Origin of the sequence: Streptomyces sp. 2P-4, from assembly GCF_030167965.1 — a bacterium.
Taxonomy (GTDB): domain Bacteria; phylum Actinomycetota; class Actinomycetes; order Streptomycetales; family Streptomycetaceae; genus Streptomyces; species Streptomyces globosus_A.
On the sequence record NZ_CP095011.1, the window covers coordinates 3848451 to 3873708 of the forward strand.

At 72.4% G+C, this 25258-nt stretch carries 21 protein-coding genes and 7 tRNA genes; 17 read left to right on the forward strand and 11 right to left on the reverse strand.

Going from position 1 to position 25258, the window contains the following annotated elements; translation table 11 throughout:
* Nucleotides 1-161: 161 nt before the first annotated feature.
* From MUK52_RS16980 to MUK52_RS16990, 3 genes are all read right to left on the reverse strand, one after another.
* A tRNA-Gly gene (locus tag MUK52_RS16980) sits at nt 162-234 on the reverse strand.
* A 78-nt stretch (nt 235-312) separates the two neighbouring features.
* A tRNA-Gly gene (locus MUK52_RS16985) sits at nt 313-384 on the reverse strand.
* Nucleotides 385-513: 129 nt separating this feature from the next.
* A complete protein-coding gene (locus tag MUK52_RS16990; protein WP_114058210.1) occupies nt 514-831 on the reverse strand; it encodes a histone-like nucleoid-structuring protein Lsr2 in 318 nt (105 codons plus the stop codon).
* Between the two features lie 345 nt (nt 832-1176).
* Here MUK52_RS16990 and purS point away from each other — a divergent pair, with 345 nt between their 5' ends.
* The 7 genes from purS to purM all read left to right on the forward strand — a co-directional run bounded on the left by purS (nt 1177) and on the right by purM (nt 9175).
* Nucleotides 1177-1428 (forward strand): phosphoribosylformylglycinamidine synthase subunit PurS, encoded by a 252-nt coding sequence (gene purS / locus MUK52_RS16995; RefSeq protein ID WP_114058209.1) that lies wholly within the window; start codon nt 1177-1179, stop codon nt 1426-1428.
* Between the two features lie 3 nt (nt 1429-1431).
* Nucleotides 1432-2112: a phosphoribosylformylglycinamidine synthase subunit PurQ gene (gene purQ, locus MUK52_RS17000; RefSeq protein WP_114058208.1), complete on the forward strand. Its 681-nt coding sequence runs from the start codon at nt 1432-1434 to the stop codon at nt 2110-2112.
* The gene (gene purL, locus MUK52_RS17005) at nt 2109-4358 is read left to right on the forward strand and encodes a phosphoribosylformylglycinamidine synthase subunit PurL (protein WP_114058207.1); all 2250 of its coding nucleotides are present in this window, start codon (nt 2109-2111) and stop codon (nt 4356-4358) included. The genes purQ and purL overlap by 4 nt, the downstream gene beginning before the upstream one ends.
* An 86-nt stretch (nt 4359-4444) precedes the next feature.
* The gene (locus MUK52_RS17010; RefSeq protein ID WP_114059015.1) at nt 4445-5239 is read left to right on the forward strand and encodes a maleylpyruvate isomerase family mycothiol-dependent enzyme; all 795 of its coding nucleotides are present in this window, start codon (nt 4445-4447) and stop codon (nt 5237-5239) included.
* A gap of 82 nt (nt 5240-5321) precedes the next feature.
* Complete coding sequence (locus MUK52_RS17015) at nt 5322-6158, forward strand: META domain-containing protein (protein WP_284577604.1); 837 nt, start codon at nt 5322-5324, stop codon at nt 6156-6158.
* Between the two features lie 330 nt (nt 6159-6488).
* Nucleotides 6489-8006 carry an amidophosphoribosyltransferase gene (gene purF / locus MUK52_RS17020; RefSeq protein ID WP_114058205.1) on the forward strand — a complete coding sequence of 506 codons (1518 nt, stop codon included), beginning with the start codon at nt 6489-6491 and terminating at the stop codon, nt 8004-8006.
* Nucleotides 8007-8104: 98 nt separating this feature from the next.
* Entirely contained in the window at nt 8105-9175 is a 1071-nt protein-coding gene (gene purM / locus MUK52_RS17025; protein ID WP_114058204.1) for a phosphoribosylformylglycinamidine cyclo-ligase, read from the forward strand.
* A 99-nt stretch (nt 9176-9274) separates the two neighbouring features.
* Here purM and MUK52_RS17030 read toward each other — a convergent pair whose 3' ends face one another.
* Together MUK52_RS17030 and MUK52_RS17035 are read right to left on the reverse strand one after the other, a co-directional pair.
* Nucleotides 9275-9586: a DUF3073 domain-containing protein gene (locus MUK52_RS17030; RefSeq protein WP_229884581.1), complete on the reverse strand. Its 312-nt coding sequence runs from the start codon at nt 9584-9586 to the stop codon at nt 9275-9277.
* 233 nt (nt 9587-9819) lie between these two features.
* Nucleotides 9820-10920, reverse strand: coding sequence for a Leu/Phe/Val dehydrogenase (locus MUK52_RS17035; protein WP_114058202.1), 1101 nt, complete (start codon nt 10918-10920; stop codon nt 9820-9822).
* 216 nt (nt 10921-11136) lie between these two features.
* Between MUK52_RS17035 and MUK52_RS17040 the strand changes: the two genes are divergently transcribed.
* Complete coding sequence (locus MUK52_RS17040; RefSeq protein ID WP_114058201.1) at nt 11137-11991, forward strand: DUF8083 family protein; 855 nt, start codon at nt 11137-11139, stop codon at nt 11989-11991.
* A 483-nt stretch (nt 11992-12474) separates the two neighbouring features.
* Entirely contained in the window at nt 12475-12681 is a 207-nt protein-coding gene (gene bldC / locus MUK52_RS17045; protein ID WP_003949541.1) for a developmental transcriptional regulator BldC, read from the forward strand.
* Between the two features lie 558 nt (nt 12682-13239).
* Here bldC and MUK52_RS17050 read toward each other — a convergent pair.
* A tRNA-Asp gene (locus tag MUK52_RS17050) sits at nt 13240-13313 on the reverse strand.
* Nucleotides 13314-13396: 83 nt separating this feature from the next.
* Nucleotides 13397-17320, reverse strand: coding sequence for an ATP-dependent RNA helicase HrpA (gene hrpA, locus MUK52_RS17055; RefSeq protein ID WP_114058200.1), 3924 nt, complete (start codon nt 17318-17320; stop codon nt 13397-13399).
* A 111-nt stretch (nt 17321-17431) separates the two neighbouring features.
* Here hrpA and MUK52_RS17060 point away from each other — a divergent pair, with 111 nt between their 5' ends.
* From MUK52_RS17060 to MUK52_RS17070, 3 genes are all read left to right on the forward strand, one after another.
* On the forward strand, nt 17432-17908 hold the full coding sequence (locus tag MUK52_RS17060) for a hypothetical protein (protein WP_284577988.1): 477 nt from the start codon (nt 17432-17434) through the stop codon (nt 17906-17908).
* Nucleotides 17909-17979: 71 nt separating this feature from the next.
* Complete coding sequence (locus MUK52_RS17065) at nt 17980-18729, forward strand: DsbA family protein (RefSeq protein WP_114058198.1); 750 nt, start codon at nt 17980-17982, stop codon at nt 18727-18729.
* Nucleotides 18726-19592, forward strand: coding sequence for a cytochrome c biogenesis CcdA family protein (locus tag MUK52_RS17070; RefSeq protein WP_284577991.1), 867 nt, complete (start codon nt 18726-18728; stop codon nt 19590-19592). The genes MUK52_RS17065 and MUK52_RS17070 overlap by 4 nt, the downstream gene beginning before the upstream one ends.
* A gap of 39 nt (nt 19593-19631) precedes the next feature.
* Here MUK52_RS17070 and MUK52_RS17075 read toward each other — a convergent pair.
* From MUK52_RS17075 to MUK52_RS17085, 3 genes are all read right to left on the reverse strand, one after another.
* A tRNA-Phe gene (locus MUK52_RS17075) sits at nt 19632-19705 on the reverse strand.
* 22 nt (nt 19706-19727) lie between these two features.
* Nucleotides 19728-19801 (reverse strand) — tRNA-Asp (locus MUK52_RS17080).
* A 38-nt stretch (nt 19802-19839) separates the two neighbouring features.
* Nucleotides 19840-19912, reverse strand: a tRNA-Glu gene (locus MUK52_RS17085).
* Between the two features lie 127 nt (nt 19913-20039).
* Between MUK52_RS17085 and MUK52_RS17090 the strand changes: the two genes are divergently transcribed.
* The 5 genes from MUK52_RS17090 to MUK52_RS17110 all read left to right on the forward strand — a co-directional run bounded on the left by MUK52_RS17090 (nt 20040) and on the right by MUK52_RS17110 (nt 24731).
* Complete coding sequence (locus tag MUK52_RS17090) at nt 20040-20390, forward strand: metallopeptidase family protein (RefSeq protein WP_216827118.1); 351 nt, start codon at nt 20040-20042, stop codon at nt 20388-20390.
* On the forward strand, nt 20387-20887 hold the full coding sequence (locus MUK52_RS17095; RefSeq protein ID WP_246042739.1) for a fluoride efflux transporter FluC: 501 nt from the start codon (nt 20387-20389) through the stop codon (nt 20885-20887). The genes MUK52_RS17090 and MUK52_RS17095 overlap by 4 nt, the downstream gene beginning before the upstream one ends.
* Nucleotides 20884-21258: a fluoride efflux transporter CrcB gene (gene crcB / locus MUK52_RS17100; RefSeq protein WP_284577996.1), complete on the forward strand. Its 375-nt coding sequence runs from the start codon at nt 20884-20886 to the stop codon at nt 21256-21258. The genes MUK52_RS17095 and crcB overlap by 4 nt, the downstream gene beginning before the upstream one ends.
* Before the next feature lie 947 nt (nt 21259-22205).
* Nucleotides 22206-24479 (forward strand): DEAD/DEAH box helicase, encoded by a 2274-nt coding sequence (locus MUK52_RS17105; RefSeq protein WP_284577998.1) that lies wholly within the window; start codon nt 22206-22208, stop codon nt 24477-24479.
* A 179-nt stretch (nt 24480-24658) separates the two neighbouring features.
* Nucleotides 24659-24731 (forward strand) — tRNA-Lys (locus tag MUK52_RS17110).
* A gap of 52 nt (nt 24732-24783) precedes the next feature.
* Here MUK52_RS17110 and MUK52_RS17115 read toward each other — a convergent pair.
* A complete protein-coding gene (locus MUK52_RS17115) occupies nt 24784-24960 on the reverse strand; it encodes a hypothetical protein (RefSeq protein ID WP_162793316.1) in 177 nt (58 codons plus the stop codon).
* Nucleotides 24961-25258: the final 298 nt, after the last annotated feature.

The following is a 25258-nucleotide window of genomic DNA, read 5'->3' on the forward strand; positions in this document are numbered from 1 at the left end:
CGGCGCCCTCGGGCGGGCGCCCCTCACGGTCCAAGCCTGGCGGCGGGCCGGCCGCCGCACCAGTGCACGTGATCATCGCCGAGGATGACATTTGTCAGTGGCGCGGGTTCGAGGGCATACGACGAAGGGCCCTGATCGATGATCAGGGCCCTTCGCAGCTGAGCGGACGACGAGACTCGAACTCGCGACATCCACCTTGGCAAGGTGGTGCTCTACCAACTGAGCTACGTCCGCATGCCCGCCTCGGCGCGACGGCCGCGCGATGCGTGCATCACTCTACCCGATCCACCGGAGTGGTGGGTAAAGCCTGCGAGCGGGTGACAGGGATCGCACACTGCGCCTTCCCCCTGGAAGGGGGATGTTCTGCTACTGAACTACACCCGCACGACCTTCGGGGCTCTGACCTGCGGCCTCGCCCCTCGGCGTGATCCACACACTAGCGGACGACAGGGGGTGGATGCCAAATCCGCCCCCGGCCCACGCCGCGGCCGGGGCCGCCTGCGCGCCCGCGGCTCAGTGCGCCTGCTCGTACGCCTCGTAGACGCGCTTGGGGATCCGGCCCCGCGGGGGCACGTCGAAGTCGTGCGACCGGGCCCAGGCGCGGACCACCGCCGGGTCGGGGGCGAGGGAGGTGTGCTTGAAGGCCCGCCCGGAGCGGGACTGCCGGCGGCCGGCCGCCACGTACGGCGCCAGGCTCTTCCGGAGTTTCTTCGCGTTGGCCGGATTGAGATCGATCTCGTAGGACTTCCCGTCCAGGCCGAACGTGACGGTTTCCGCCGCTTCTCCGCCGTCGATGTCGTCGGAGAGAGTGACCACTACGCGCTGCGCCACGGATCTCGATCCCTTCGTGGGCCACTCGCCGCCGTCCGTTGACGTGCGGTGATGTCGCCTGTGTGGATGTTTCGGAGCAATACGGTTTTCCGGCCCCGAAGCGGGGTGGCAAATCCCGCCTGCCCGGGGATTCCTTTGTACCGCGATTGCCATTGCATTGCGAAGCCCAGTTAATTGTCTGCGCGTGTCCCGCCGCAATGCCGAGTCGGGGGTTTTCCGGCGGATTTTGCGAAGCGTTGGTGAAGGCCGAACGGCGCCCGTACGACCCCCTCCGCAAATCTACCCGCGTAGAAATTTCGGGCGGGTACGCTGAAGGAACCGCCTTGCACCAACCACCCATCGGGAGTGCCAGTGGCACGCGTCGTAGTCGACGTCATGCTCAAGCCGGAGATCCTCGACCCCCAGGGCCAGGCGGTGCAGCGTGCACTGCCGCGCCTGGGCTTCGAGGGCATCGCCGACGTCCGCCAGGGGAAGCGCTTCGAGCTGGAGGTGGAGGGTCCGGTCGACCAGACCGCCCTCGACCGGATCCACAAGATGGCCGAAACATTCCTCGCCAACACCGTCATCGAAGACTTCACCGTGAAGGTAGAGGACTGACCGGTGACCACTCGCATCGGTGTCGTCACGTTCCCCGGAACGCTCGACGACCGTGACTCGCTGCGCGCCGTGCGCCTCGCAGGGGCCGAGCCGGTCTCGCTGTGGCACCGCGACAAGGACCTCCACCAGGTCGACGCGGTCGTCCTCGCGGGCGGCTTCTCCTACGGCGACTACCTGCGCGCCGGAGCCATCTCCCGGTTCTCGCCGGTGATGGAGACCATCATCGAGCAGGCCAGGGGCGGCATGCCGGTCCTCGGCATCTGCAACGGCTTCCAGATCCTCACCGAGGCCCACCTGCTGCCGGGGGCGATGCTCCGGAACAACCACCTGCACTTCATCTGCCGCGACCAGAAGCTCCGCGTCGAGAACGCGGACACCTCCTGGACCGGCGACTACGAGCAGGGCCAGGAGATCTCCGTCCCGCTCAAGAACATGGACGGGCGCTACGTCGCCGACCAGCGGACGCTGGACGAACTGGAGGGCGAGGGCCGAGTGGCCTTCCGGTACCTCGACTTCAACCCCAACGGCTCGCTGAACGACATCGCCGGCATCACCAACGCCGCCGGCAACGTCGTCGGCCTCATGCCGCACCCCGAGCACGCGGTCGAGCCGCTGATCGGGACCGGCCGCACCGACGGCCTCGGATTCTTCACCTCGATCCTGAAGAAGCTGGTCTCCGCATGACTCTGGACACCGTCAAGCACGCCGCCGGGACCCCGGACGCGGCGCAGCCCTGGAAGGAACTCGGCCTCAAGGAGGACGAGTACCAGCGCATCCGCGAGATCCTCGGCCGCCGTCCCACGGGCGCCGAGCTGGCCATGTACTCCGTGATGTGGTCCGAGCACTGCTCGTACAAGAGCAGCAAGGTCCACCTGCGCCAGTTCGGCGAGAAGGCCCCGGCGAACGACGCCATGCTCGTCGGCATCGGCGAGAACGCCGGCGTCGTCGACGTCGGCCAGGGCTACGCGGTCACCTTCAAGGTCGAGTCGCACAACCACCCGTCGTACATCGAGCCCTACCAGGGCGCGGCCACCGGCGTCGGCGGCATCGTCCGCGACATCCTCGCCATGGGCGCCCGCCCGGTCGCCGTCGTCGACCCGCTGCGCTTCGGCGCCGCCGACCACCCCGACACCAAGCGCGTCCTGCCGGGCGTCGTCGCGGGCATCGGCGGCTACGGCAACTGCCTGGGCCTGCCCAACATCGGCGGCGAGGTCGTCTTCGACGCCTGCTACCAGGGCAACCCGCTGGTCAACGCCGGCTGCATCGGCGTGATGAAGCACGAGGACATCCACCTCGCCAAGGCCTCCGGCCCCGGCAACAAGGTGATCCTCTACGGCGCCCGCACCGGCGGCGACGGCATCGGCGGCGTCTCGGTCCTCGCGTCCGAGACCTTCGACGACACCAAGCCCACCAAGCGCCCCGCGGTCCAGGTCGGCGACCCGTTCCAGGAGAAGCTCCTCATCGAGTGCACCCTGGAGATCTTCAAGGAGAAGCTGGTCGCGGGCATCCAGGACCTCGGCGGCGCCGGCCTGTCCTGCGCCACCTCCGAGCTGGCCTCCGCGGGCTCCGGCGGCATGCGCGTCGAGCTCGACACCGTCCCGCTGCGCGATGCGACGCTCTCGCCCGAGGAGATCCTCATGAGCGAGTCGCAGGAGCGCATGTGCGCGATCGTCGAGCCGCAGCACGTCGACCGCTTCATGGAGATCTGCGAGAAGTGGGACGTCATCGCCACGGTCATCGGCGAGGTGACCGACGGCGAGCGCCTGGAGATCTTCTGGCACGGCGAGCAGATCGTGGACGTGCCCCCGGGCACCGTCGCCCACGAGGGCCCGGTCTACCAGCGCCCGTACGCCCGCCCCGACTGGCAGGACGCCCTCCAGGCCGACGACGCGGGCAAGCTGGCCCGCCCGCAGACCTCCGAGGAGCTCCGCGCGCAGGTCCTGGCGCTGGTCTCCTCCCCGAACCAGGCCTCGAAGTCCTGGGTCACCGACCAGTACGACCGCTTCGTGCAGGGCAACACCGTCCTCGCGCAGCCCGAGGACGCGGGCATCGTCCGCATCGACGAGGAGTCGAACCTCGGTGTGGCCATGGCGACGGACGGCAACGGCCGCTACGCCAAGCTCGACCCGTACACGGGCGCGCAGCTGGCGCTGGCGGAGGCGTACCGGAACGTCGCCGCGACCGGCGCCAAGCCGCTGGCCGTCTCCGACTGCCTGAACTTCGGCTCGCCCGAGGACCCCGGCGTCATGTGGCAGTTCGCCGAGGCCTGCCGCGGTCTCGCGGACGCCTGCCTGGAGCTGGGCACGCCGGTGACCGGCGGCAACGTCTCGCTGTACAACCAGACGGGCGACACCGCGATCCACCCGACCCCGGTCGTGGCGGTCCTCGGCGTCATCGACGACGTCAACCGGCGCACGCCGATGGCGTTCGCCGAGCCCGGCCAGCTGCTGTACCTGCTCGGCGACACCGCCGAGGAGTTCGGCGGCTCCGCCTGGTCGCAGGTCGTCCACGACCACCTCGGCGGCCTCCCGCCGAAGGTGGACCTCGGCCGCGAGAAGCTGCTCGCCGAGATCCTGATCGCCGCCTCGCGCGACGGCATGGTCGACGCGGCGCACGACGTCTCCGACGGCGGCGTCGTCCAGGCGCTCACCGAGTCCTGCCTGCGCGGCGGGAACGGCGCCCGGATCGTGGTCCCCGAGGGCCTGGACGCGTTCACCTTCCTGTTCTCCGAGTCCGCGGGCCGGGCCGTCGTGGCCGTCCCGCGCAGCGAGGAGCTCCGCTTCACCGACATGTGCGGCGCGCGCGGCCTGCCCGCCACCCGCATCGGTGTCGTGGACGGAGAGGAGATCGAGGTCCAGGGCGAGTTCACGATCCCGCTGGCCGAGCTCCGCGAGGCCCACGAGGCGACGATCCCCGGCCTGCTGGCCTGATCCGCCCCGTCCCGCAGCACGGCGGGCGCCCGACCCGGGTGCCCGCCGTGCTGCGGCTGCCGCGGCCGATCGGGCAGACTCGCCGCATGGCACCCAGGACCCGTCGCCCGCGCACCTACGACGCCGTGAAGATCCGAGCCGCCGTCACGGCGCAGTTCGGCCATCTCGCCGACGCGGTCCGCGCACTGACGCCCGAGCAGCTCGCCCGTCCCACCGGCCTGGGCGAGTGGACCGTCGCCGACCTCGCGGCGCACACCGCCTGGATCGCCGACTCGCTCGCCGCCGGACTGGCCCGCCCGCCGGCCGCCGTCCCCGAGCTCACGGCCGTCGAGTGGCCCTCGGCGACCGCCTCGCTCGCGGGGAAGATCGCCGAGGCCGCCAAGGAGACCCTCGGGGGCGCCCCGCTCGCCGAGCTGTACGACCGCGCGGGGGCCCGCATGGCGGAGCAGCTGGCGGCGAACCCGGTCGGCAGCCGGGTCCTGCACCTGTGGGTCGGGGACATGACCCTCGCCGACTTCCTCGTCACCCGCGCCGTGGAGCTCACCGTCCACACCGACGACCTCAACCGGGCCGCGGGCCTGGACATCCCGATCGACCGGCAGGCGCTCGCCGCCACCACGCGGCTGCTCGCCGACGCCCTCGCGCTCGCCGCGCCGGGCGGTGCGGTGGAGGTGCGGATCCCGCCGTTCGCGGTCGTCCAGTGCATCGAGGGCCCCCGGCACACCCGCGGCACCCCGCCGGGCGTCGTGGAGACCGATCCGCTGACGTGGATCCGGCTGGCCACCGGGCGTACGCAGTGGGCGGCGGCCCTCGCCGACGCCCGGGTCACCGCGAGCGGCGAGCGGGCCGACCTCGCCGCACTGCTGCCGGTGATGAGCTGAATCCGGCCACCGCGGCAGGGGAGGGTGGCGGGGCCGGCCCGGGCCTGCGGAACCGGTCCGGCCCGCCGCCCGTCCCACCGGCATGCGAAAGCTCCGGAACCTTCCCGCAGCCCTCGTCGCCCTCCTGGCCTTCGCCGCGACCTCCGCGTGCGGCGACGGCGGCGCCTCCCCCGGCGCCTCCGCGGGCCCTGACTTCGCCGGCTCCTGGTCCGTACGGAGCCTGACGGCCGGCGGCCGCACCCTGACCGCACCGCCCACCGCGCACGTCGACTTCGAGGCCGGCTCCCCCGGCCGGGCCGAGGCCAAGGGCAACTACGGCTGCAACGGATTCACCGCGGCCGTCGCCCACGAGGCCGCCGGCCGGCAGGCCACCGCCCTCACCGTCGAACCCGGTGCGTCGACCACCATGGCCTGCGAACACAGCGCCTTCGAGGCCGAGTTCGCCAAGGTGCTCCGCGGGCGCCTGGAGGCACGCCGCGGCCCCGGGGACCAGCTGACCCTCAGGGCCGCCGACGGCAGCACCGTCGAGCTGGTGCTGCGCGCCCCGGTGCCGGACGCCCCGCTCACCGCCACCCAGTGGACCGTCACCGCCCTGCTCGGCGACGGTACGGCGGCCTCCGTCCCGGCCCCTGCGGCCGGCCGGGCCGTCCTGCGGATCGGCCCCGACGGCGCCGCCGCCGGCAACCTCGGGTGCAACCGGTTCACCGCCCCGGCCACCGTCGAGGGCGACCGGATCACCTTCGGCGAGCTGACGTCGACCCGGGTCGCCTGCACCGGCCCCGAGGGCGACCTGGAGCGCGCCCTCACCGAACTCCTCGGGAGCGGCCCGCTCACCTGGCGGATCCGGGCGCACACCCTCACCCTGACCGCGCCCGACGGCCGCGGGCTGACGGCCGAGGCGGCCTCCGCCGCCGAGTGACCCGTACGAACGCACGGGAAAAAGGGAAAGAAAAGGAAAAGAAACACGGCGTTCCCGGCGGCCCCGCCCCGCCCCGCCCGCAGGAAAGCGGAGCGGGATCCGCCGACTGCCCGGCAGGCGCCGCCGAGCGCTGTCGGGCCGCTCTCTCACCGCTCCCGCCGCGACACCGCAGGAAGAGCGCCCATTGCATCGGCAGGTGCGTGTCAACCACCGCATTTGCGGATATCGGACCCGTCACCCTCCGCAGGGGTTACCCGACTGTCCGCACTGTGACTTTTACCGTCAGTCCCCAATTCGGACCAGTGGTCGATCTCGCCTACACTCGGTGGCGTGCCTCGTGGTGATGGACGACTCAACCACGACCTGCTCCCCGGCGAAAAGGGCCCCCAGGACGCTTGCGGCGTCTTCGGTGTCTGGGCTCCGGGTGAAGAGGTCGCCAAGCTCACCTACTTCGGACTGTATGCACTGCAGCACCGCGGACAGGAGTCCGCGGGCATCGCTGTGAGCAACGGTTCCCAGATCCTCGTCTTCAAGGACATGGGACTCGTCTCCCAGGTCTTCGACGAAACCTCCCTCGGATCGCTCCAAGGTCATATCGCGGTCGGTCACGCCCGCTACTCGACCACTGGCGCGTCCGTCTGGGAGAACGCCCAGCCGACCTTCCGCGCGACCGCCCACGGCTCCATCGCCCTGGGCCACAACGGCAACCTGGTGAACACCGCCGAGCTTGCCGAGATGGTCGCCGACCTCCCCCGACAGGACGGCCGCGCCACCCAGGTGGCGGCCACCAACGACACCGACCTCGTCACGGCCCTGCTGGCCGGGCAGACGGACGACGAGGGCCGCCCCCTGACCGTCGAGGAGTCGGCCGCCAAGGTCCTCCCGCAGGTCAAGGGCGCCTTCTCGCTCGTCTTCATGGACGAGACCACCCTCTACACCGCCCGTGACCCGCAGGGCATCCGCCCGCTGGTCCTCGGCCGCCTGGAGCGCGGCTGGGTGGTCGCGAGCGAGACCGCCGCCCTCGACATCGTGGGCGCCAGCTTCGTCCGCGAGGTCGAACCCGGCGAGCTGATCGCCATCGACGAGAACGGCCTGCGCACCTCACGCTTCGCAGAAGCGAAGCCCAAGGGCTGTGTGTTCGAGTACGTCTACCTGGCGCGCCCGGACACCGACATCGCCGGCCGGAACGTCTACCTCTCGCGCGTCGAGATGGGCCGGCGCCTCGCCAAGGAGGCCCCGGTCGACGCCGACCTGGTGATAGCGACGCCGGAGTCCGGCACGCCCGCCGCGGTCGGCTACGCCGAGGCGAGCGGCATCCCGTACGGCTCCGGCCTGGTCAAGAACGCCTACGTCGGCCGGACCTTCATCCAGCCCTCGCAGACGATCCGCCAGCTGGGCATCCGCCTCAAGCTCAACCCCCTCAAGGAAGTCATCCGGGGCAAGCGCCTGGTGGTCGTGGACGACTCGATCGTCCGCGGCAACACGCAGCGCGCGCTGGTCCGCATGCTCCGCGAGGCCGGTGCGGCCGAGGTCCACATCCGGATCTCCTCGCCGCCGGTGAAGTGGCCGTGCTTCTTCGGCATCGACTTCGCCACCCGGGCGGAGCTGATCGCCAACGGCATGAGCGTCGAGGAGATCGGCACCTCGCTGGGCGCGGACTCCCTCGCGTACATCTCCCTCGACTCCATGGTCGAGGCGACGACCATCCAGAAGCCGAACCTCTGCCGCGCCTGCTTCGACGGCGAGTACCCCATGGAGCTGCCCGATCCGCAGCTGCTGGGCAAGCAGCTCCTGGAGACCGAGCTGGCCGGCGGCACCGACGCCGCCGACGCGCTGCGCCGCCCGTAGCCCGCATTTCCGGCTCAACCTGCGCCGGGCCCTGTCTTTCAGGCTTTTCCCAGGGCCCGGCACCCCACGCAGTAACGACACGAAAGCTCTCTCCTGTCATGACAGAGAAGACCACCGGTGCCAGCTACGCCGCGGCGGGCGTCGACATCGAAGCGGGGGACCGCGCCGTCGAGCTGATGAAGGAGTGGGTGAAGAAGACGCAGCGCCCCGAGGTCCTCGGCGGCCTGGGCGGCTTCGCCGGCCTCTTCGACGCCTCCGCCCTCAAGCGCTACGAGCGCCCCCTGCTGGCCTCTGCCACCGACGGGGTGGGCACGAAGGTCGACATCGCCCGCCAGATGGGCGTCTACGACACGATCGGCCACGACCTGGTCGCGATGGTCATGGACGACATCGTGGTGTGCGGAGCCGAGCCGCTCTTCATGACGGACTACATCTGCGTGGGCAAGGTCCACCCGGAGCGCGTCGCGGCCATCGTCAAGGGCATCGCCGAGGGCTGCGTCCTCGCCGGCTGCGCCCTGGTCGGCGGCGAGACCGCCGAGCACCCGGGCCTGCTGGGCCCGGACGACTTCGACGTGGCGGGAGCGGGCACCGGCGCCGTCGAGTACGACGCCCTGCTCGGCGCGGATCGCATCCGTACGGGTGACGCGGTCATCGCGATGGCGTCGTCCGGCCTTCACTCGAACGGGTACTCGCTCGTCCGGCACGTCCTCTTCGACCGGGCCGGGATGTCGCTCGACGCCCACGTCGAGGAGCTCGGCCGGACCCTCGGCGAGGAGCTGCTGGAGCCCACCAAGATCTACTCGCTGGACTGCCTGGCCCTCACCCGTACGGCCGAGGTCCACGCCTTCTCGCACATCACCGGCGGCGGCCTCGCGGCCAACCTGGCCCGGGTGATCCCGGACCACCTGCACGCCACCGTCGACCGGTCCACGTGGGCGCCCGGCGCGGTCTTCGACCTCGTCGGCAGGGCCGGCCGGGTGGAGCAGCCGGAGCTGGAGAAGACCCTGAACATGGGCGTCGGCATGATGGCCGTCGTCCCGCAGGAGTCGGTGGACGTGGCGCTGACGGCGCTGGCCGACCGGGGCGTCGACGCCTGGGTCGCAGGCGCGATCACCGAGCGCGGCGAGCACGCCTCGGGTGCGGAGCTGACCGGCTCCTACGCGAGCTGAAAGACGCACGGAAACCCGGTCCGGGGCGGGGCCCCGGACCGGGTTTCCTGTGCTGTTGCAGCTGCTCGGCCGCGTGGGTGGCCGGCTACGGCGTAGGCGTCAAGCGCCGCGACGCTGCGCGGACGGGCCGGACTCGTCGTCCTCGTCCTCGTCGTCGTCGTTGTACATCTCCGCGTACTTGGCGTACGGGTCGTCGTCGTCCAGCTCGTCATCGACGTCGACCGGCTCGCTGACAGGCAGCAGCGGCGCCGTCGGCGATGCGCCCAGCTCGTTGGCCAGACGCGCAAGGTCAGTGCCGCCGCTGTTGTACTTCAGCTGGCGGGCGACCTTCGTCTGCTTGGCCTTGGCCCGGCCGCGCCCCATGGCTCGACCCCCTCGGTGACGGGGCTCGACGGCCCCAGAGTCTGACACGCGTTCATGGTTCGGAGCGGGCTCTCCTCGGAGAGACCGTCCGTAGGGGTTTAACGGTACCTGCTTCCGCGGCCATACGGTACGCCGCCCGCATCACGCGCCCCGGTGCAGGACCACCGAGGCGCCCCGTCCTCGCTGGTCAGCTGCGATTTTAACTCTTTCCCGGCGGGCGACCCGCCGAAGCGCAGTGAGTTCCGTCTCGCCGCGCCCCGGCGGGTGGCGCCCGTCAGGGGTCAGGAGGCCTTCGCCGCCTTGGCGGCGCGGGCGTCCGCCATGCGCTGCTCGGCGATGCGGTCGGCGGCGGCGGCCGGCGGAATGCCGTCCGACTTCGCACGTGCGAAGATTTCGAGCGTGGTGTCGAAGATCTTCGTGGCCTGCGCCTTGCAGCGGTCGAAGTCGAAGCCGTGGAGCTCGTCGGCGACCTGGATGACGCCGCCCGCGTTGACCACGTAGTCCGGGGCGTAGAGGATCCCGCGGTCCGCGAGGTCCTTCTCGATGCCGGGGTGGGCGAGCTGGTTGTTCGCCGCGCCGCAGACGATCGTGGCGGTCAGCGCCGGGACGGTGTCGTCGTTGAGGGCGCCGCCGAGCGCGCAGGGGGCGTAGATGTCCAGGCCCTCGGTGCGGATCAGCGCGTCCGTGTCGGCGACGGCGACGACCTGCGGGTGCTTGTCGAGGATGCGGCGGACGGACTCCTCGCGGACGTCCGTGATCACGACCTCGGCGCCGTCCTCCAGGAGGTGCTCGACCAGGTAGTGGCCGACCTTGCCGACGCCGGCCACGCCGACCTTGCGGCCGCGCAGGGTCGGGTCGCCCCACAGGTGCTGGGCGCTGGCGCGCATGCCCTGGAAGACGCCGAAGGCGGTGAGGACGGAGGAGTCGCCGGCGCCGCCGTTCTCGGGGGAGCGGCCGGTGGCCCAGCGGGTCTCGCGGGCGACGACGTCCATGTCGGCGACGTAGGTGCCGACGTCGCAGGCGGTGACGTAGCGGCCGCCGAGGGACTCCACGAAGCGGCCGTAGGCCAGCAGGAGCTCCTCGGTCTTGATGACGTCCGGGTCGCCGATGATGACGGCCTTGCCGCCGCCGAGGCCGAGGCCGGCCATGGCGTTCTTGTAGGACATGCCGCGCGAGAGGTTCAGCGCGTCGAGGACGGCCTCCTCGTCGGAGGCGTACGCGTGGAAGCGCGTGCCGCCGAGGGCGGGGCCCAGGGCGGTGGAGTGGATGGCGATGACGGCCTTGAGTCCGGTGGCCCGGTCCTGGCACAGCACGACTTGCTCGTGGCCGCCCTGCTCCGTGCGGAACAGGGTGTGCAGGACGCCGTCGGTCATTTCGGTCACGGTGGTGACTCCCATGGAAGAGATGCGGCGGAATGACGCCCGCCCTGCGGGTGGGGGAGGGCGTGCTGGGAGCAGAGTAAGTCCAAAGCGCCGCCGGCAGACCCCCTGTCCGGGGATCGGAACACTCCCGGAGTACGGGGCGGCGCTCCGCTGCCGCCGGGGCCGGTCCGCGCGGCGGGCGGAGTAGGCCCGGGCAGGGCGGGGGAGTACGGAAGCGTGAGTGCATCCCGCGACCCCCGGCCGCCGTCCGAGCGCCCGGCGCCGACCGTCCCGTACGCCTCCTACCTGCGGGTCTACGAGCCGCTGGGGGCCTTCGCCGAGCCGGAGCGCACGCACTGGGCGGCGTACGCCCGGCGCGGGGCGGGGCCCACGGCCCAGGACGAACTGCGCCGTTCGCTGGCGGAGTTGGTGCGCGTCCCGGTGGCGGGGGTGCCGCGGCGCGAGAGCTCGGACGCCTTCACGGCGGAGGTGGACGGGGTGCTGCTGGTCTGCCCGTGGCGGACGCGGCTGCGGGGCTGGCTGGCGCTGAAGGAGCTCGTCGAGGAGTTCCCGGCTCCGGTGCTGGACGCGGCGCTGCCCCCGGAGTCGCGGCGGCGGGCGGCCGAGGAGTACGAGCGCTGGCGTGAGCGGAACCCGGACGCGCGGCCGTGGATCCGCAGCTCGGTGTGGCAGGTGCCACTGCGCTGGTTCGTGCTGGTGGCGGACGATGAGCGGGAGTACCTGCCGGGCGAGCGGCTGCGGTACCGGACGCCGATGGTCCAGGCGCGGCGGCGGCTGGCCCGGGCGCTGCGGACGCTGCGCGAGGCGGAGGGGTACGAGATGCTCGCCGACGGGCTGGTCGGGGTCGGCAGCTGGCTGGAGGAGTTCCATCCGCGCTCGATGGTCGAACTCGACTACGGCGGGCTGGTGCACGCGCTGCCGGCGGAGCGGCTGGCGGCGGACCGGTCGGCCCGCGACGTCGCGGCGGGGATGGCGGCGCTGCGGTCCGGGGACGCGGCCGGGGCGGCGGAGGCGTACGCGGAATTGGGGGAGCGCTGGCGGGCGGTACGGGAGAGACTGTTCGCCAACTAGGGGGAGGCTGCGAACCCGTATTCGGGGCGAACGGGCGGGACCTACGTCCCGATCCGGGCCATTGTCTCAAGCGTGACGGACTGCACTAAACACACCCTTGCGCCGTTCCCCTACCCTCGTGCCAAAATAGGACAAGGAGTCCGGGGAGGGTTCCTTCCGCCCAACTGAGGGCGGAATGCTCGGCATTGCACGCTACGGGGGGTCCGGAGGACTCCTGATCGCTCTGTGACTGATCGTTACAGTGGGGTGACTGTCCGCTATGGGGCGGTCCATCGGCTTCCGACCGCTGATGAACACCTCGGAGGGCAATTCCGTCGGTTTGGCCGTCGCGGCTGGACGGATGGTGTAGTTGTAGTGCCGAGGACAAGCCGTTCGTCCTATAACCGACTCGGCCCGCGTATGTCCATTTCGGGCAACGCGGGCCAAGGTGCAGAATTTAGAGGAAAGAACCGAGATGGTTCGGTTCTCCCGAGGAGGCCGCTCATGACCGCTCGCACCCCTGATGCCGAGCCGCTGCTGACCCCGGCTGAGGTCGCCACGATGTTCCGCGTGGACCCGAAGACGGTGACCCGCTGGGCCAAGGCCGGCAAGCTGACGTCCATCCGCACCCTGGGTGGGCACCGCCGCTACCGCGAGGCCGAGGTCCGCGCCCTGCTCGCGGGAATTCCGCAGCAGCGCAGCGAGGCCTGAGGTCGCGTTCATCACCCCGCTTTGAACGGGTAGGCATCGGATCCCCCAATCCGGTGAAACCCACTGTGCTTCATTCGGCCGGACCTGCCCCAACAGGTGCCCGGCCGTTCGGTCGCGCTGGACTCCGCCGGGTCCAGCGCGATCTTTTTTGTGCCCGCGGGCAGGGCGGCAGCCGCGGTCGCGCCGGCCTCCCCGGGGAGGTGCCATTGCACATATTAAATTGAGCCGACGTATGGGTGCGATAAAAGTGCGGGTACCGAAAACTCGTGTGGTGACTCCTGTCACAGGCTGTGACCCTTGTGTGGGAGGCAATGCGCCCGTAAAGGGATGTCCCGCGCAGAGCGGTCTCGCCCGAGGGGTGATTTAGGCGGAGGATTGCACTCGCGGAGGGCAGACGGGTGAATTCGGTCGGCCGAACGGGTGAAGTACCGGCCGTTGCCTCCCGGGCGGGCGGTGACCCCCGGCGGCGCGGCACGCGAGCCCGCCCGCGGGTGCGCAGCGGACGCGGACATGCGGAAGGGCCCGCATCCGGCGGGGATGCGGGCCCTTCTCCTGCTGCGATCCTGACGGGACTTGAACCCGCGACCTCCACCTTGACAGGGTGGCGAGCTAACCAACTGCTCCACAGGACCTCGATGTGCAGCCGTTTTCGTGCCTGGCTGCGCATCAGACTGTACATGAGCCCGGGGGGTGCGTCGAACCGGCGGGCGCCCCGTCACGGAGCCGCCGCGTCCACCGCCTTCACGATGCGCTTGTCGGAGACCGGGTACGCCGTCCCCAGCGAGTGCGCGAAGTAGCTGACCCGGAGCTCCTCGATCATCCAGCGGATGTCCGTGACCGCCTCCGGCACCGGCCGGCCCTTGGGCAGCTGCTCCAGCAGCCAGGCGTACTCGTCCTGCATCTCGTGGACCTTCTGCATGCGCGTGGTGTCCCGCTGGACGGCCGTCGGCATCTGCTGGAGCCGGCGGTCGGCCGCCACCAGGTACCGCATCAGGTCCGGCAGCCGCCGCAGCCCGGTCAGGGTCACGAAGCCGGGCGGCATGAGGGCCGCCAGCTGCGCCCTGACGTCCTGGAGGTTCGCCAGCAGGGCCGGGCTCTGCGTGCCCTTCAGACGCCGTTCGCAGGCCTGCCACGCCGCCAGGACCTGCTGCACCTGCCCGACCGTGCGGACGGTCGTGTCCACCAGGTCGGCGCGCACGGCCTCGTACAGCCTGCGGTAGCCCGCCTCGTCCCAGGCGGGGCCGCCGTGGTCGGCGATCAGCTTGTCCGCGGCGGCCGTCGCGCAGTCGTCGAACAGGGCCTGCACGGAGCCGTGCGGGGTGCGCGACAGGGACAGCTTCTGCTGGTTGCTGAGCCGGTCCGAGGCGAACTTGGCGGCGTTCACCGGGAGGTTCAGCAGGATCAGCCGGCGCGTGCCCAGCCACATCGCCTGCTGCTGCTCGGCCTCGGTGTCGAAGAGGCGTACGGCGACGCTCGCCCCCTCGTCGACCAGCGCCGGGTACGCCTTCACGGGCTGGCCGGCCCGCCGGGTCTCGAAGACCCGGGCCAGGGTGCCGATCGTCCAGTCCGCCAGCCCGGAGCGCTCCACCGACTCCCCGCCCGACCGCTCGGCGGTGGCCGCGGCGGCCTGGGAGAGGGCCTGGCGGGCCTTCGGCCTGAGCCTGAGGCGCAGCGCCTCCAGGTCCTTGTCCTCCGCGACCTTCCGGCGCCGCTCGTCAACGATCCGGAAGGTGATCTTCAGGTGATCGGGGATCCGGGAGGGGTCGAAGTCGTCCGCGGTGACCGGGACGCCCACCATCCGGTGCAGTTCGCGCGCCAGCGTGGCCGCCAGGGGCTCCTGGAGGGGCGCCGCCGTGTCCAGGAAGCGGGCCGCGTAGTTCGGCGCGGGCACGTAGTGGCGGCGGATCGGCTTGGGCAGCGACCGGATCAGCTCGGTCACCACCTCCTCCCGCAGGCCCGGGATCTGCCAGTCGAAGCCCTCGGAGGTGACCTGGTTGAGCACCTGGAGCGGGATGTGGACGGTCACGCCGTCCGCGTCCGCGCCCGGCTCGAACTGGTAGGTGACCCGGAACTTCAGCTGCCCCTGCCGCCAGGAGTCGGGGTAGTCGGCCTTGGTGACGCCGGCGGCCTTCTCCGTCAGCAGCATCTCGCGCTCGAAGTCGAGGAGTTCGGGCTCCTCGCGGCGCTTGTGCTTCCACCAGGAGTCGAAGTGCGCCCCCGACACCACGTGCTCGGGGATCCGCTGGTCGTAGAAGTCGAAGAGGGTCTCGTCGTCGACGACGATGTCGCGGCGCCGCGCCCGGTTCTCCAGCTCCTCGACCTCGGTCAGCAGCTTGCGGTTGTCGGCGTAGAACTTGTGGTGGGTGCGCCAGTCCCCCTCGACGAGGGCGTGGCGGATGAACAGCTCGCGCGAGGCCTCCGGGTCGATCCGCCCGTAGTTGACCTTCCGCTGGGCGACGATCGGCACGCCGTACAGCGTGACCCTCTCGTACGCCATCACGGCGGCCTGGTCCTTCTCCCAGTGCGGCTCGCTGTACGTGCGCTTGAGCAGGTGCCCGGCCAGCGGCTCGACCCACTCGGGCTCCACCCTGGCGTTGACCCGCGCCCACAGCCGGGAGGTCTCCACCAGCTCGGCGGACATCACGAACTTCGGCTGCTTCTTGAAGAGCGCCGAGCCCGGGAAGATCGCGAACTTGGCGTTCCGGGCGCCCAGGTACTCGTTCTTGTCGGTGTCCTTCAGGCCGATGTGCGACAGCAGGCCGGCGAGCAGCGACACGTGCACGTGCTGCTCGGAGGCGTCCGCCTCGTTCACGTGGATGCCCATGCCCTTCGCGACCGTGCGCAGCTGCGAGTAGACGTCCTGCCACTCGCGGATCCGCAGGAAGTTCAGGTACTCCTGCTTGCACATCCGGCGGAAGGAGGAGGAGCCGCGCTCCTTCTGCTGCTCCCGGATGTAGCGCCACAGGTTCAGGAACGACAGGAAGTCGCTGGTCTCGTCCTTGAAGCGGGCGTGGTGCTGGTCGGCCTGGGTCTGCTTGTCGGACGGGCGCTCGCGCGGGTCCTGGATCGACAGCGCGGCGGCGATGACCATGACCTCGCGGACGCAGCCGTTGCGGTCGGCCTCCAGGACCATGCGGGCCAGCCGCGGGTCGACGGGCAGTTGGGAGAGCTTGCGGCCGAGCGGGGTGAGCCGCTTGCGGGGGTCCTTCTCGGCCGGGTCGAGGGCGCCGAGCTCCTGGAGGAGCTGGACGCCGTCGCGGATGTTGCGGTGGTCCGGCGGGTCGATGAAGGGGAACTTCTCGATCTCCCCGAGCCCGGCCGCGGTCATCTGGAGGATGACGGAGGCGAGGTTGGTGCGGAGGATCTCGGCGTCGGTGAACTCCGGGCGGGCGTCGAAGTCGTCCTCGGAGTACAGCCGGATGCAGATGCCGTCGCTGGTACGGCCGCAGCGGCCCTTGCGCTGGTTGGCGCTGGCCTGCGAGATCCGCTCGATCGGCAGGCGCTGGACCTTGGTGCGGTGGCTGTAGCGGGAGATGCGGGCGGTGCCCGGGTCGATGACGTACTTGATGCCCGGGACGGTCAGCGAGGTCTCGGCGACGTTCGTGGCCAGGACGATGCGGCGGCCGGTGTGCTGCTGGAAGACCCGGTGCTGCTCGGCGTGCGAGAGGCGGGCGTACAGCGGCAGGACTTCCGTGAAGCGCAGCTTCTTCTTGATCAGCGCGTCCGCGGTGTCGCGGATCTCGCGCTCGCCGGAGAGGAAGACCAGGATGTCGCCCGGCCCCTCCGCCTGGAGCTCGTCCACGGCGTCGCAGATGGCGGTGATCTGGTCGCGGTCGCTCTCCTCGGAGTCCTCCTCCAGCAGCGGCCGGTAGCGGACCTCCACGGGGAACGTGCGGCCGCTGACCTCGACGATCGGGGCGTCGCCGAAGTGGCGGGAGAAGCGCTCCGGGTCGATGGTCGCGGAGGTGATCACGACCTTGAGGTCGGGGCGCCGGGGCAGCAGCTGGGAGAGGTAGCCCAGCAGGAAGTCGATGTTCAGGGACCGCTCGTGGGCCTCGTCGATGATGATCGTGTCGTAGGCGCGCAGCTCGCGGTCGGTCTGGATCTCCGCGAGGAGGATGCCGTCCGTCATCAGCTTCACGAACGTCGCGTCCGGGTCGACCTGGTCGGTGAAGCGGACCTTCCAGCCGACCGTGCCGCCGATCTCGCACTTCAGCTCCTCGGCGATCCGCTCGGCGACCGTGCGGGCCGCGAGGCGGCGGGGCTGGGTGTGCCCGATCATGCCGCGGACGCCGCGGCCCAGCTCCATGCAGATCTTCGGGATCTGCGTGGTCTTGCCGGAACCGGTCTCACCGGCGACGATCACGACCTGGTGGTCGCGTATCGCCTCGGCGATCTCGTCCTTCTTCTGGCTGACGGGCAGGTTCTCGGGGTAGGTGACCTCGGGCTTGCGCAAGGCGCGGCCGGCCAGCCGCGCGGCGGCCTTCTCGGCCTCCGCGGCGATCTCGTCGAGCACGGCCTGCCTGGCCTCGGGCTTGCGGATGCGGCGGGCGCCTTCGAGGCGGCGGCCGAGGCGGTGCGCGTCGCGGAGGGAGATCTCACCGAGAAGCGTCTGCAGGGCGGCGAAGGAAGTAGACATACCTGCTCGAGGATCTCACCCCGGTGCGCCGGGTGGCGAACGCATTTGTCGGGGGGAGCCGTACCATTTCGGGACGATCCCCCGTCCCTTCCCGCGTGAGAGGCCCCACGTATGCCGAGCAGCGCGCACCGGTGCGCGGGCGGCGTGCTGCTCGCGGCGCTGCTGGCGCTGTTCTGCGTGGTCGCGGGAGGCGCGGCGCCCGCCGGGCAGGCGGCCGGTCCGGCTCCCTCCGGCCGGGCCTTCGACCGGGCCTTCGACCGGGCCTCCGCGGACGGTGCCGGGCGGGTGTCCGCCGGCGCCGGCGACGGGGCCGAGGCCGTACGGGCCTCAGCCGCCCGGCAGCGGGCCGATGCCGACGCTTCCGGGCGGGGGCCGTGGTGCGGGCCGGGGCCCGCGGGGCCCGAGCGGGTGCCGGCCGTGCCGGCCCGCGCCGGCGCGCAGGCCGACCACGTCCTCGCCGGCTGCGCCCGCCCCCTCCCCGGCTGCGCGCCGCCCGCCGCCTGCGCCGTGTCCGGGCCGCCGGGCGGGGCGCGCGCCCCCGACCGGCCCGCTCCCGGGCCGCTGGAGCTCTCCGTGATGCGGGTGTAGGAGGACGCCCGCCCGGCCCGAGCGGCCGGACTGCCGCCCTCCCTGTCCACCACCTCGTCCGGAGCACCCGTATGCCTTCCTCCACCCGCCCTTCCCGACCCTCCTCCCGCTCCACCGGCAAGACGGTGCTGGCCTGCGCGGGCGTCGTCCTCGCCGCGGCCGCGCTGGGGCTGGCGTCCTGGCAGGCCACCGCCCCCGACGACCGCCCGGCGCGGGGCGGCGGCGCGGTGTCGCAGCCGCGGTCCGAGGACTCCGGCGCCCGCGCCGAGCTGCTGAAGCTCGCGCGCCGCGAGGCCGGCGACCGGCTCGCCGTCGGCCGGCAGGACGCCCCGGTCGTGCTGATCGAGTACTCCGACTTCAAGTGCGGCTACTGCGGCAAGTTCGCCCGGGACACCGAGCCCGAGCTGATCCGCAAGTACGTCGAGGACGGCACGCTGCGCATCGAGTGGCGCAACTTCCCGATCTTCGGCGAGGAGTCCGAGGCCGCGGCGAAGGCTGCCTGGGCCGCCGGGCAGCAGGACCGCTTCCAGCAGTTCCATGCCGCCGCGTACGCGCCCGGCGCCAAGGAGAAGGGCTTCGGCGCGGAGCGCCTGCTGGAGCTGGCCCGCGAGGCCGGCGTCCCCGACCTGGAGCGCTTCTCCCGGGACATGGCCGGCGAGGCAGCCGCGGCGGCGCTGGCCCGGGACCGGGAGGAGGGGAGCCGCATCGGCGTCGCCTCGACCCCGTCCTTCCTGGTCAACGGCCGCCCGATCGCCGGCGCCCAGCCGTACGGCGCCTTCGCCGCGGTGATCGACGGGGCGAAGGCGGAGGCGGCCCGGTGACGGGCATCGGCTACCTGGCCGCCCTGCTCGGCGGGCTGCTGGCGCTGCTCAGCCCGTGCAGCGCGCTGCTGCTGCCGGCGTTCTTCGCGTACTCGATCGACTCCCCGTCCCGGCTGCTGGCGCGGACCGGGATCTTCTACGCGGGCCTGGCCACGACCCTCGTCCCGCTCGGCGCGGCGTCCTCGACGGCCGGCCGGTTCTTCCACGGCCACCGGGACGCCCTCGTCCTGGCGGGCGGCTGGCTGATCATCGCGCTGGGCATCGCGCAGGTCCTCGGCAGGGGCTTCGCGCCGCGGCGGCTCTCGGAGCTGTCGGGGCGGATCCGGCCGACGACCGCGCTGTCGGTGTACGCGCTGGGCGCCGTGTACGGGCTGGCCGGCTTCTGCGCCGGGCCGATCCTGGGGAGCGTGCTGACGGTGGCGGCCCTCGGCGGCAGCCCGGTCTACGGGGGGCTGCTGCTCGCGGTGTACGCGCTGGGGATGGCCGTGCCGCTCTTCGTGCTGGCCCTGCTGTGGGAGCGCTTCGACCTGGGGCGGCGGCGCCTGCTGCGCGGCCGGCCCGTCCGCCTGGGGCGGCTCGAGGTGCACAGCACGTCGCTGCTTTCGGGGCTGTTCTTCGTCCTGCTGGGGGCGCTGTTCCTGGCGTACGACGGGGCGAGCGCGCTGCCGGGGCTGCTGGACGTGGACGATTCGTTCGCGGTGGAGCAGCGGGTGCGGGAGATCGCGGGCGCGGTGCCGGACGCGGTGCTGCTCGGCGTGGCCGCGGCGGGGGCCCTCGCGGTGGTGCTGGTGCGCCGGCTGCGCGGCGGCCCGGCCGCGGCTGCCGGGGAGGGCGCGCCGGAGCCGGCGGAGGCGCGGGAATGACGCGGAAGGCCCCGTCCGGTGGACGGGGCCTTCCTTTTGTGGCTGGGGCCGGGGTCGAACCGGCGACCTATCGCTTTTCAGGCGATCGCTCGTACCAACTGAGCTACCCAGCCACGAGACCGTTTCCGGCCTCAGCGATCCTGACGGGACTTGAACCCGCGACCTCCACCTTGACAGGGTGGCGAGCTAACCAACTGCTCCACAGGACCATGCAGTGTGCGAGACAAGTCTTGCACACGGTAATGCGTACCCCCAACGGGATTCGAACCCGTGCTACCGCCTTGAAAGGGCGGCGTCCTGGGCCACTAGACGATGAGGGCTAAAGGCCCGCCGGGGCGCTTTCCAGCGCGTCGGGGACGTGAGAAGCATATGGGATGCGGGGAGGTAACGCCAAAACGGTTTCCCCCGGCAGGCTGCGTGCGCCCGGTGCGGAGGGACAATGACCGGGTGCTGGAGATGACACGCGAGGAGTTCGAGGAGCTCGTCGCCGAGGCCCTGGACCGCATCCCGCCGGAGCTGACGCGGCTGATGGACAACGTGGCGGTGTTCGTCGAGGACGAGCCGCCCGCGGACGACCCGGAGCTGCTCGGCCTCTACGAGGGGACTCCGCTGACGGAGCGCGGTGAGTGGTACGCGGGCGTGCTGCCGGACCGGATCACCGTCTACCGCAACCCGACCCTGCGGATGTGCGAGGACCGGGAGGACGTGATCGCGGAGACGGAGATCACCGTGGTCCACGAGATCGCCCACCACTTCGGCATCGACGATGCCCGGCTGCACGCCCTGGGCTACGGGTGAGCGGTCCGGCCGGGGACGGCGCCGGCCGGGTCCGCCCGGTGGTCGGCCCGGTCGACCCGGACGTCGACCTGCACGTGCCGGCGCAGCGCGCCGAGCCGCTGGGGCCGGTCCTCGCGGCGGTCGCTGCGGGCGGCGCCCTGGGGGCGTCGGCCCGGTACGGGCTGGCGCTGCTGTGGCCTGCGGGCCAGGCGGGCTTCCCGTGGGCGGTGTTCTGGACGAACGCGGCCGGCAGTGCGCTGATCGGGGTGCTGATGGTCCTGATCGCCGAGGGCGGGCGGACGCCGCCGCACCCGCTGCTGCGGCCGTTCGCGGGGACCGGTGTGCTCGGCGGGTTCACCACGTTCTCCACGTACGCGGGGGACTTCACCCGGCTGTGGGCGGCGGGCGAGGCAGGGCGCGCGGCGGCGTACGCCGGGGCCACGCTCGCGGCGGCGCTCGGCGCGGTGTGGGCGGCGGCCTCGGTGACGCGGCGCGCGGTGGGCGGAGGCCGCGGGTGAACTGGCTGCTGGTGGCGGCGGGTGCGGCCGTCGGGGCGCCGCTGCGGTACCTGGCGGACCGGGCGGTGCAGGCGCGGCACGACTCGGTGTTCCCGTGGGGGACGTTCGCGGTGAACGCGGCCGCCTGCCTGCTGCTCGGGCTGCTGACGGGGGCGGTGCTGGCGGGGGCGGCTTCGGAGGGGTGGCAGCTGCTGCTGGGGACGGGGCTGTGCGGGGCGCTGAGCACGTACTCGACGTTCTCGTACGAGACGCTGCGCCTGGCGGAGCGGAGGCGGTGCGGGCCGGCCGCGGCGAACGCGGCGGGCTCGGTGCTGGTCGGGTTCGGGGCGGTGGCGCTGGGGTCGCAGGCGGCGGCCGGGCTGTGGGGCTGAGGGAGACGCGGGCGCGGGGCCGGGCGCCTTCGGCGGGCCGGGTCGCAGGCGGGCGGCCGGTTCCCGGCGGGTGTCCGTCCGGGGCGTGTCCCTTGCGGGGCAAAGGGAGTTGGGCACATCGACCCGCTCACCGCGGACTCTGACCGCCCACCCGGAGGTGCACCGTGCGCCAGTTGTCCGCTTCCCTCCGCCTGGCCGTCACCGCGCTCGCGGTCGCGGCCACGGCGGGCTGCATGAGCGTCGGCGGGGACGCCGCGAAGCCGGGGCCGTCCGCCTCGCCGGGCGGCAAGCAGGCCGCCGAGGCGGGCCGGGGTGCCGCGTCCCGGCGGGGGGCGGGGTCCCACGAGGCGGGGCAGGGCGGCAGGGCCTCCGCGGGGGTCCAGGCGGGCAAGCCAGGCGAGGACGGCAAGGCGTCGGGCGCGACGGGGGCTTCGGCCAGCCCGGATGCGCCGGCGGGGCGGCCCGGGGCGCCGTCGCCGTCGGCCGGGCCGGGGGGCGGTGCGGGCGGGCAGGGACCCCAGGAGCCGCCTCCGGGCCCCGGCGGAAGCGGTGGTTCCGGCGGTTCCGGCGGCTCCGGCGGTTCCGGCGGGGCGAAGCCCACGCCGCCGGCGCAGTCGCCGACCCCGGAGCCGCCCCACACACCCCCGGCCCCCACGCCCACTCCGCCGCAGCCCGAGCCGACGCCCTCGCCCAGCGGCTGAGGCGTCGCCGCGGCGGCCCCGCGGGCCGATCTCCCCAGGTCAGGACGGATCGGACGAGAACGACTTGCCAGACCCCCCAGGAGGTGCGTATGGTTATAGATCGTTTGATCCCATTGCCCGGCGCCGATCCGAAGCGCGCCGCGTGGCGCGTTTCTCCCTAGCCGTGGCTGACCGCATTGAGGCGGTCGAATTGCGATTCACGGAGTTTGGGCGCGTGCCGAGACTCCGGAAGGTTTCGCATTTCGCATGTCCATTTCCAGTTCTGACCGTGCCGTCATGCCCGAGAACGACTCCCACGAGATCGTGGACGCCGTCGAGGCCCTCGTGGTGACGGAGGCCATGGAGGCCGCCGAGGCCGACGAGATCATCGAGGCCCTCGAGGCCGACGTGGCGGGCGACCGCGACGCCGAGTCCGACGACGAGCCCGAGACCACCTTCGCCGACCTGGGCCTGCCCGAGGGCGTCGTCCGCAAGCTCGCCCAGAACGGTGTCACCGTCCCGTTCCCGATCCAGGCCGCGACCATCCCGGACGCCCTGGCCGGCAAGGACATCCTCGGCCGCGGCCGCACCGGCTCCGGCAAGACCCTCTCCTTCGGCCTGCCGACCCTGGCGCGCCTGGCGGGCGGCACGACCGACAAGAAGAAGCCCCGCGCGGTCATCCTCACCCCGACCCGCGAGCTCGCGATGCAGGTCGCGGACGCCCTCCAGCCCTACGGCGACGTGCTCGGCCTGAAGATGAAGGTCGTCTGCGGCGGCACCAGCATGGGCAACCAGATCTACGCCCTGGAGCGCGGCGTCGACATCCTCGTCGCCACCCCGGGCCGCCTGCGCGACATCATCAACCGCGGCGCCTGCTCCCTGGAGGACGTCCAGGTCGCGGTCCTCGACGAGGCCGACCAGATGTCCGACCTGGGCTTCCTGCCCGAGGTCACCGAGCTCCTGGACCAGGTCCCGGCCGGCGGCCAGCGCATGCTGTTCTCCGCCACGATGGAGAACGAGATCTCCACCCTGGTCAAGCGCTACCTCACCGACCCCGTCAGCCACGAGGTCGACAGCGCCCAGGGCAACGTCACGACCATGTCGCACCACGTCCTCGTCGTGAAGCCGAAGGACAAGGCCCCCGTCACGGCCGCGATCGCCGCCCGCAAGGGCCGCACCATCATCTTCGTCCGCACCCAGCTGGGCGCCGACCGCATCGCCGAGCAGCTCGTCGAGGCCGGCGTGAAGGCGGACGCGCTGCACGGCGGCATGACGCAGGGCGCCCGTACCCGCGTCCTCGCCGACTTCAAGGACGGCTACGTCAACGCCCTCGTCGCCACCGACGTCGCCGCCCGCGGCATCCACGTCGACGGCATCGACCTGGTCCTGAACGTGGACCCGGCCGGCGACCACAAGGACTACCTGCACCGCTCGGGCCGCACCGCCCGCGCCGGCAAGTCCGGTGTCGTCGTCTCCCTGGCGCTGCCGCACCAGCGGCGCCAGATCTTCCGCCTGATGGAGGACGCCGGCGTCGAGGCCTCGCGCCACATCGTGCAGGGCGCCGGCGCCTTCGACCCGGAGGTCGCCGAGATCACCGGCGCCCGCTCGCTGACCGAGGTCCAGGCCGACTCCGCGAACAACGCCGCCAAGCAGGCCGAGCGCGAGGTCGCCGAGCTGACCCGCCGCCTGGAGCGCATGACCCGCCGCGCCGCCGAGCTGCGCGAGGAGGCCGACCGCCTCGTCGCCCGCTCCGCCCGCGAGCGCGGCGAGGACCCGGACACCGCGATCGCCGAGGCGGCCGAGGCCGCCCAGGCCGAGGTGGCCGCCCAGGTCGCCGCCGCCGCGGCGGCCGAGGAGCGCCGGGAGCGCACCGAGCGCCGCGACGACCGCGGTGAGCGCGGCGACCGCGGTGGCGACCGCGGCGACCGCGGCGGCTTCCGCCGTGATGACCGGGGTGACCGTGGTGGCGACCGTGGCGGCTTCCGCCGCGACGACCGCCCGTCCTTCAACCGCGACGACCGCGGTGGCGACCGCGGTGGGTTCCGCCGGGACGACCGGGGTGACCGTGGTGGCGACCGTGGCGGCTTCCGCCGCGACGACCGCCCGTCGTACAACCGCGACGACCGCGGTGGCGACCGCGGTGGGTTCCGCCGGGACGACCGGGGTGACCGTGGTGGCGACCGTGGCGGCTTCCGCCGCGACGACCGCCCGTCCTTCAACCGCGACGACCGCGGTGGCGACCGCGGTGGGTTCCGCCGGGACGACCGGGGTGACCGTGGTGGCGACCGTGGCGGCTTCCGCCGCGACGACCGCCCGTCCTTCAACCGCGACGACCGCGGTGGCGACCGCGGTGGGTTCCGCCGGGACGACCGGGGTGACCGTGGTGGCGACCGTGGCGGCTTCCGCCGCGACGACCGGCCCTCCGGCGGCTTCCGCTCCGGTGGCGGCGACCGCCCGTACGGCCGCCGCGACGACAACCGCCCGTCCGGCTCCTTCGGCGGCCGCCGCGACGACAAGCCGCGCTGGAAGCGCAACGGCTGATCCCCGGCACTGAGAACGCCCGACAGGCCCCCACGGCACCGCCGCGGGGGCCTGTCGCCGTCCCGGAACCCGCCAAGAACCCGCCGCCGAGCAGCTCTTGCCGTATCCGACGGGGCCGGTCGGTCGATACCCGATCGGCTGACGGGCGCGGTCCGGCTATGCTCTGGGGTGGGCAGTGAGGGCCATTAGCTCAATTGGCAGAGCAGCGGACTTTTAATCCGTTGGTTGTCGGTTCGAGTCCGACATGGCCTACAGCCGGGGAGCGCCCCGCGCGGTTTCGACCGTGCGGGGCGCTTTCGTGTGGTCAGGACCAGCCCGGGTCGCGCGGGGCGGGGGCCGACCAGCCGGGCTCGGCGACCACGCGGTGGGCCGGGTCCGCGGGGGATTCCGGTGCGGAGGCCCGGCCGGTGCCGTTCACGCCGGCGACGGCGATCAGAGCAGCGGCGGTGGCGGTGGCGAGGGTGGCGAGCGTGCGGCGCATGGTGTCGATGCCTCTTATCGGACCGTGGGGATGATGGCGGTTGGCCGGATCCTGCGCTCCGGCGTGCCGCCATCGTGCCGAGCGGGCGGGCCGCTGTCGCCGGTTCGGCGGTGGCACAAAGCGCTCTGACACATCTCTGCCAACAGCCCTCTCCGCCGCGGCGCGCCGATGGGTGACGGTATGTCCGCAGGTGCTGTCCGCGTGATGGACGGTGTTTGTGCGGGCCATGGCTGGTATGGACAATCCTGGGTGCAAGATCGGCCCTCGGAGGGCCGCGCATCCTGCCGCCAGCGTTGTC

What these genes read in the sequence shown, in the direction of transcription:
- bldC (WP_003949541.1), top strand. Translation starts at nt 12,475, where the DNA reads ATGACCGCTCGCACCCCTGATGCCGAGCCGCTGCTGACCCCGGCTGAG.
- MUK52_RS17015 (WP_284577604.1), top strand. Translation starts at nt 5,322, where the DNA reads ATGCGAAAGCTCCGGAACCTTCCCGCAGCCCTCGTCGCCCTCCTGGCC.
- MUK52_RS17115 (WP_162793316.1), bottom strand. Translation starts at nt 24,960, where the DNA reads ATGCGCCGCACGCTCGCCACCCTCGCCACCGCCACCGCCGCTGCTCTG.
- MUK52_RS17010 (WP_114059015.1), top strand. Translation starts at nt 4,445, where the DNA reads ATGGCACCCAGGACCCGTCGCCCGCGCACCTACGACGCCGTGAAGATC.
- hrpA (WP_114058200.1), bottom strand. Translation starts at nt 17,320, where the DNA reads ATGTCTACTTCCTTCGCCGCCCTGCAGACGCTTCTCGGTGAGATCTCC.
- purL (WP_114058207.1), top strand. Translation starts at nt 2,109, where the DNA reads ATGACTCTGGACACCGTCAAGCACGCCGCCGGGACCCCGGACGCGGCG.
- MUK52_RS17060 (WP_284577988.1), top strand. Translation starts at nt 17,432, where the DNA reads ATGCCGAGCAGCGCGCACCGGTGCGCGGGCGGCGTGCTGCTCGCGGCG.
- MUK52_RS17065 (WP_114058198.1), top strand. Translation starts at nt 17,980, where the DNA reads ATGCCTTCCTCCACCCGCCCTTCCCGACCCTCCTCCCGCTCCACCGGC.
- purM (WP_114058204.1), top strand. Translation starts at nt 8,105, where the DNA reads ATGACAGAGAAGACCACCGGTGCCAGCTACGCCGCGGCGGGCGTCGAC.
- MUK52_RS17105 (WP_284577998.1), top strand. Translation starts at nt 22,206, where the DNA reads ATGTCCATTTCCAGTTCTGACCGTGCCGTCATGCCCGAGAACGACTCC.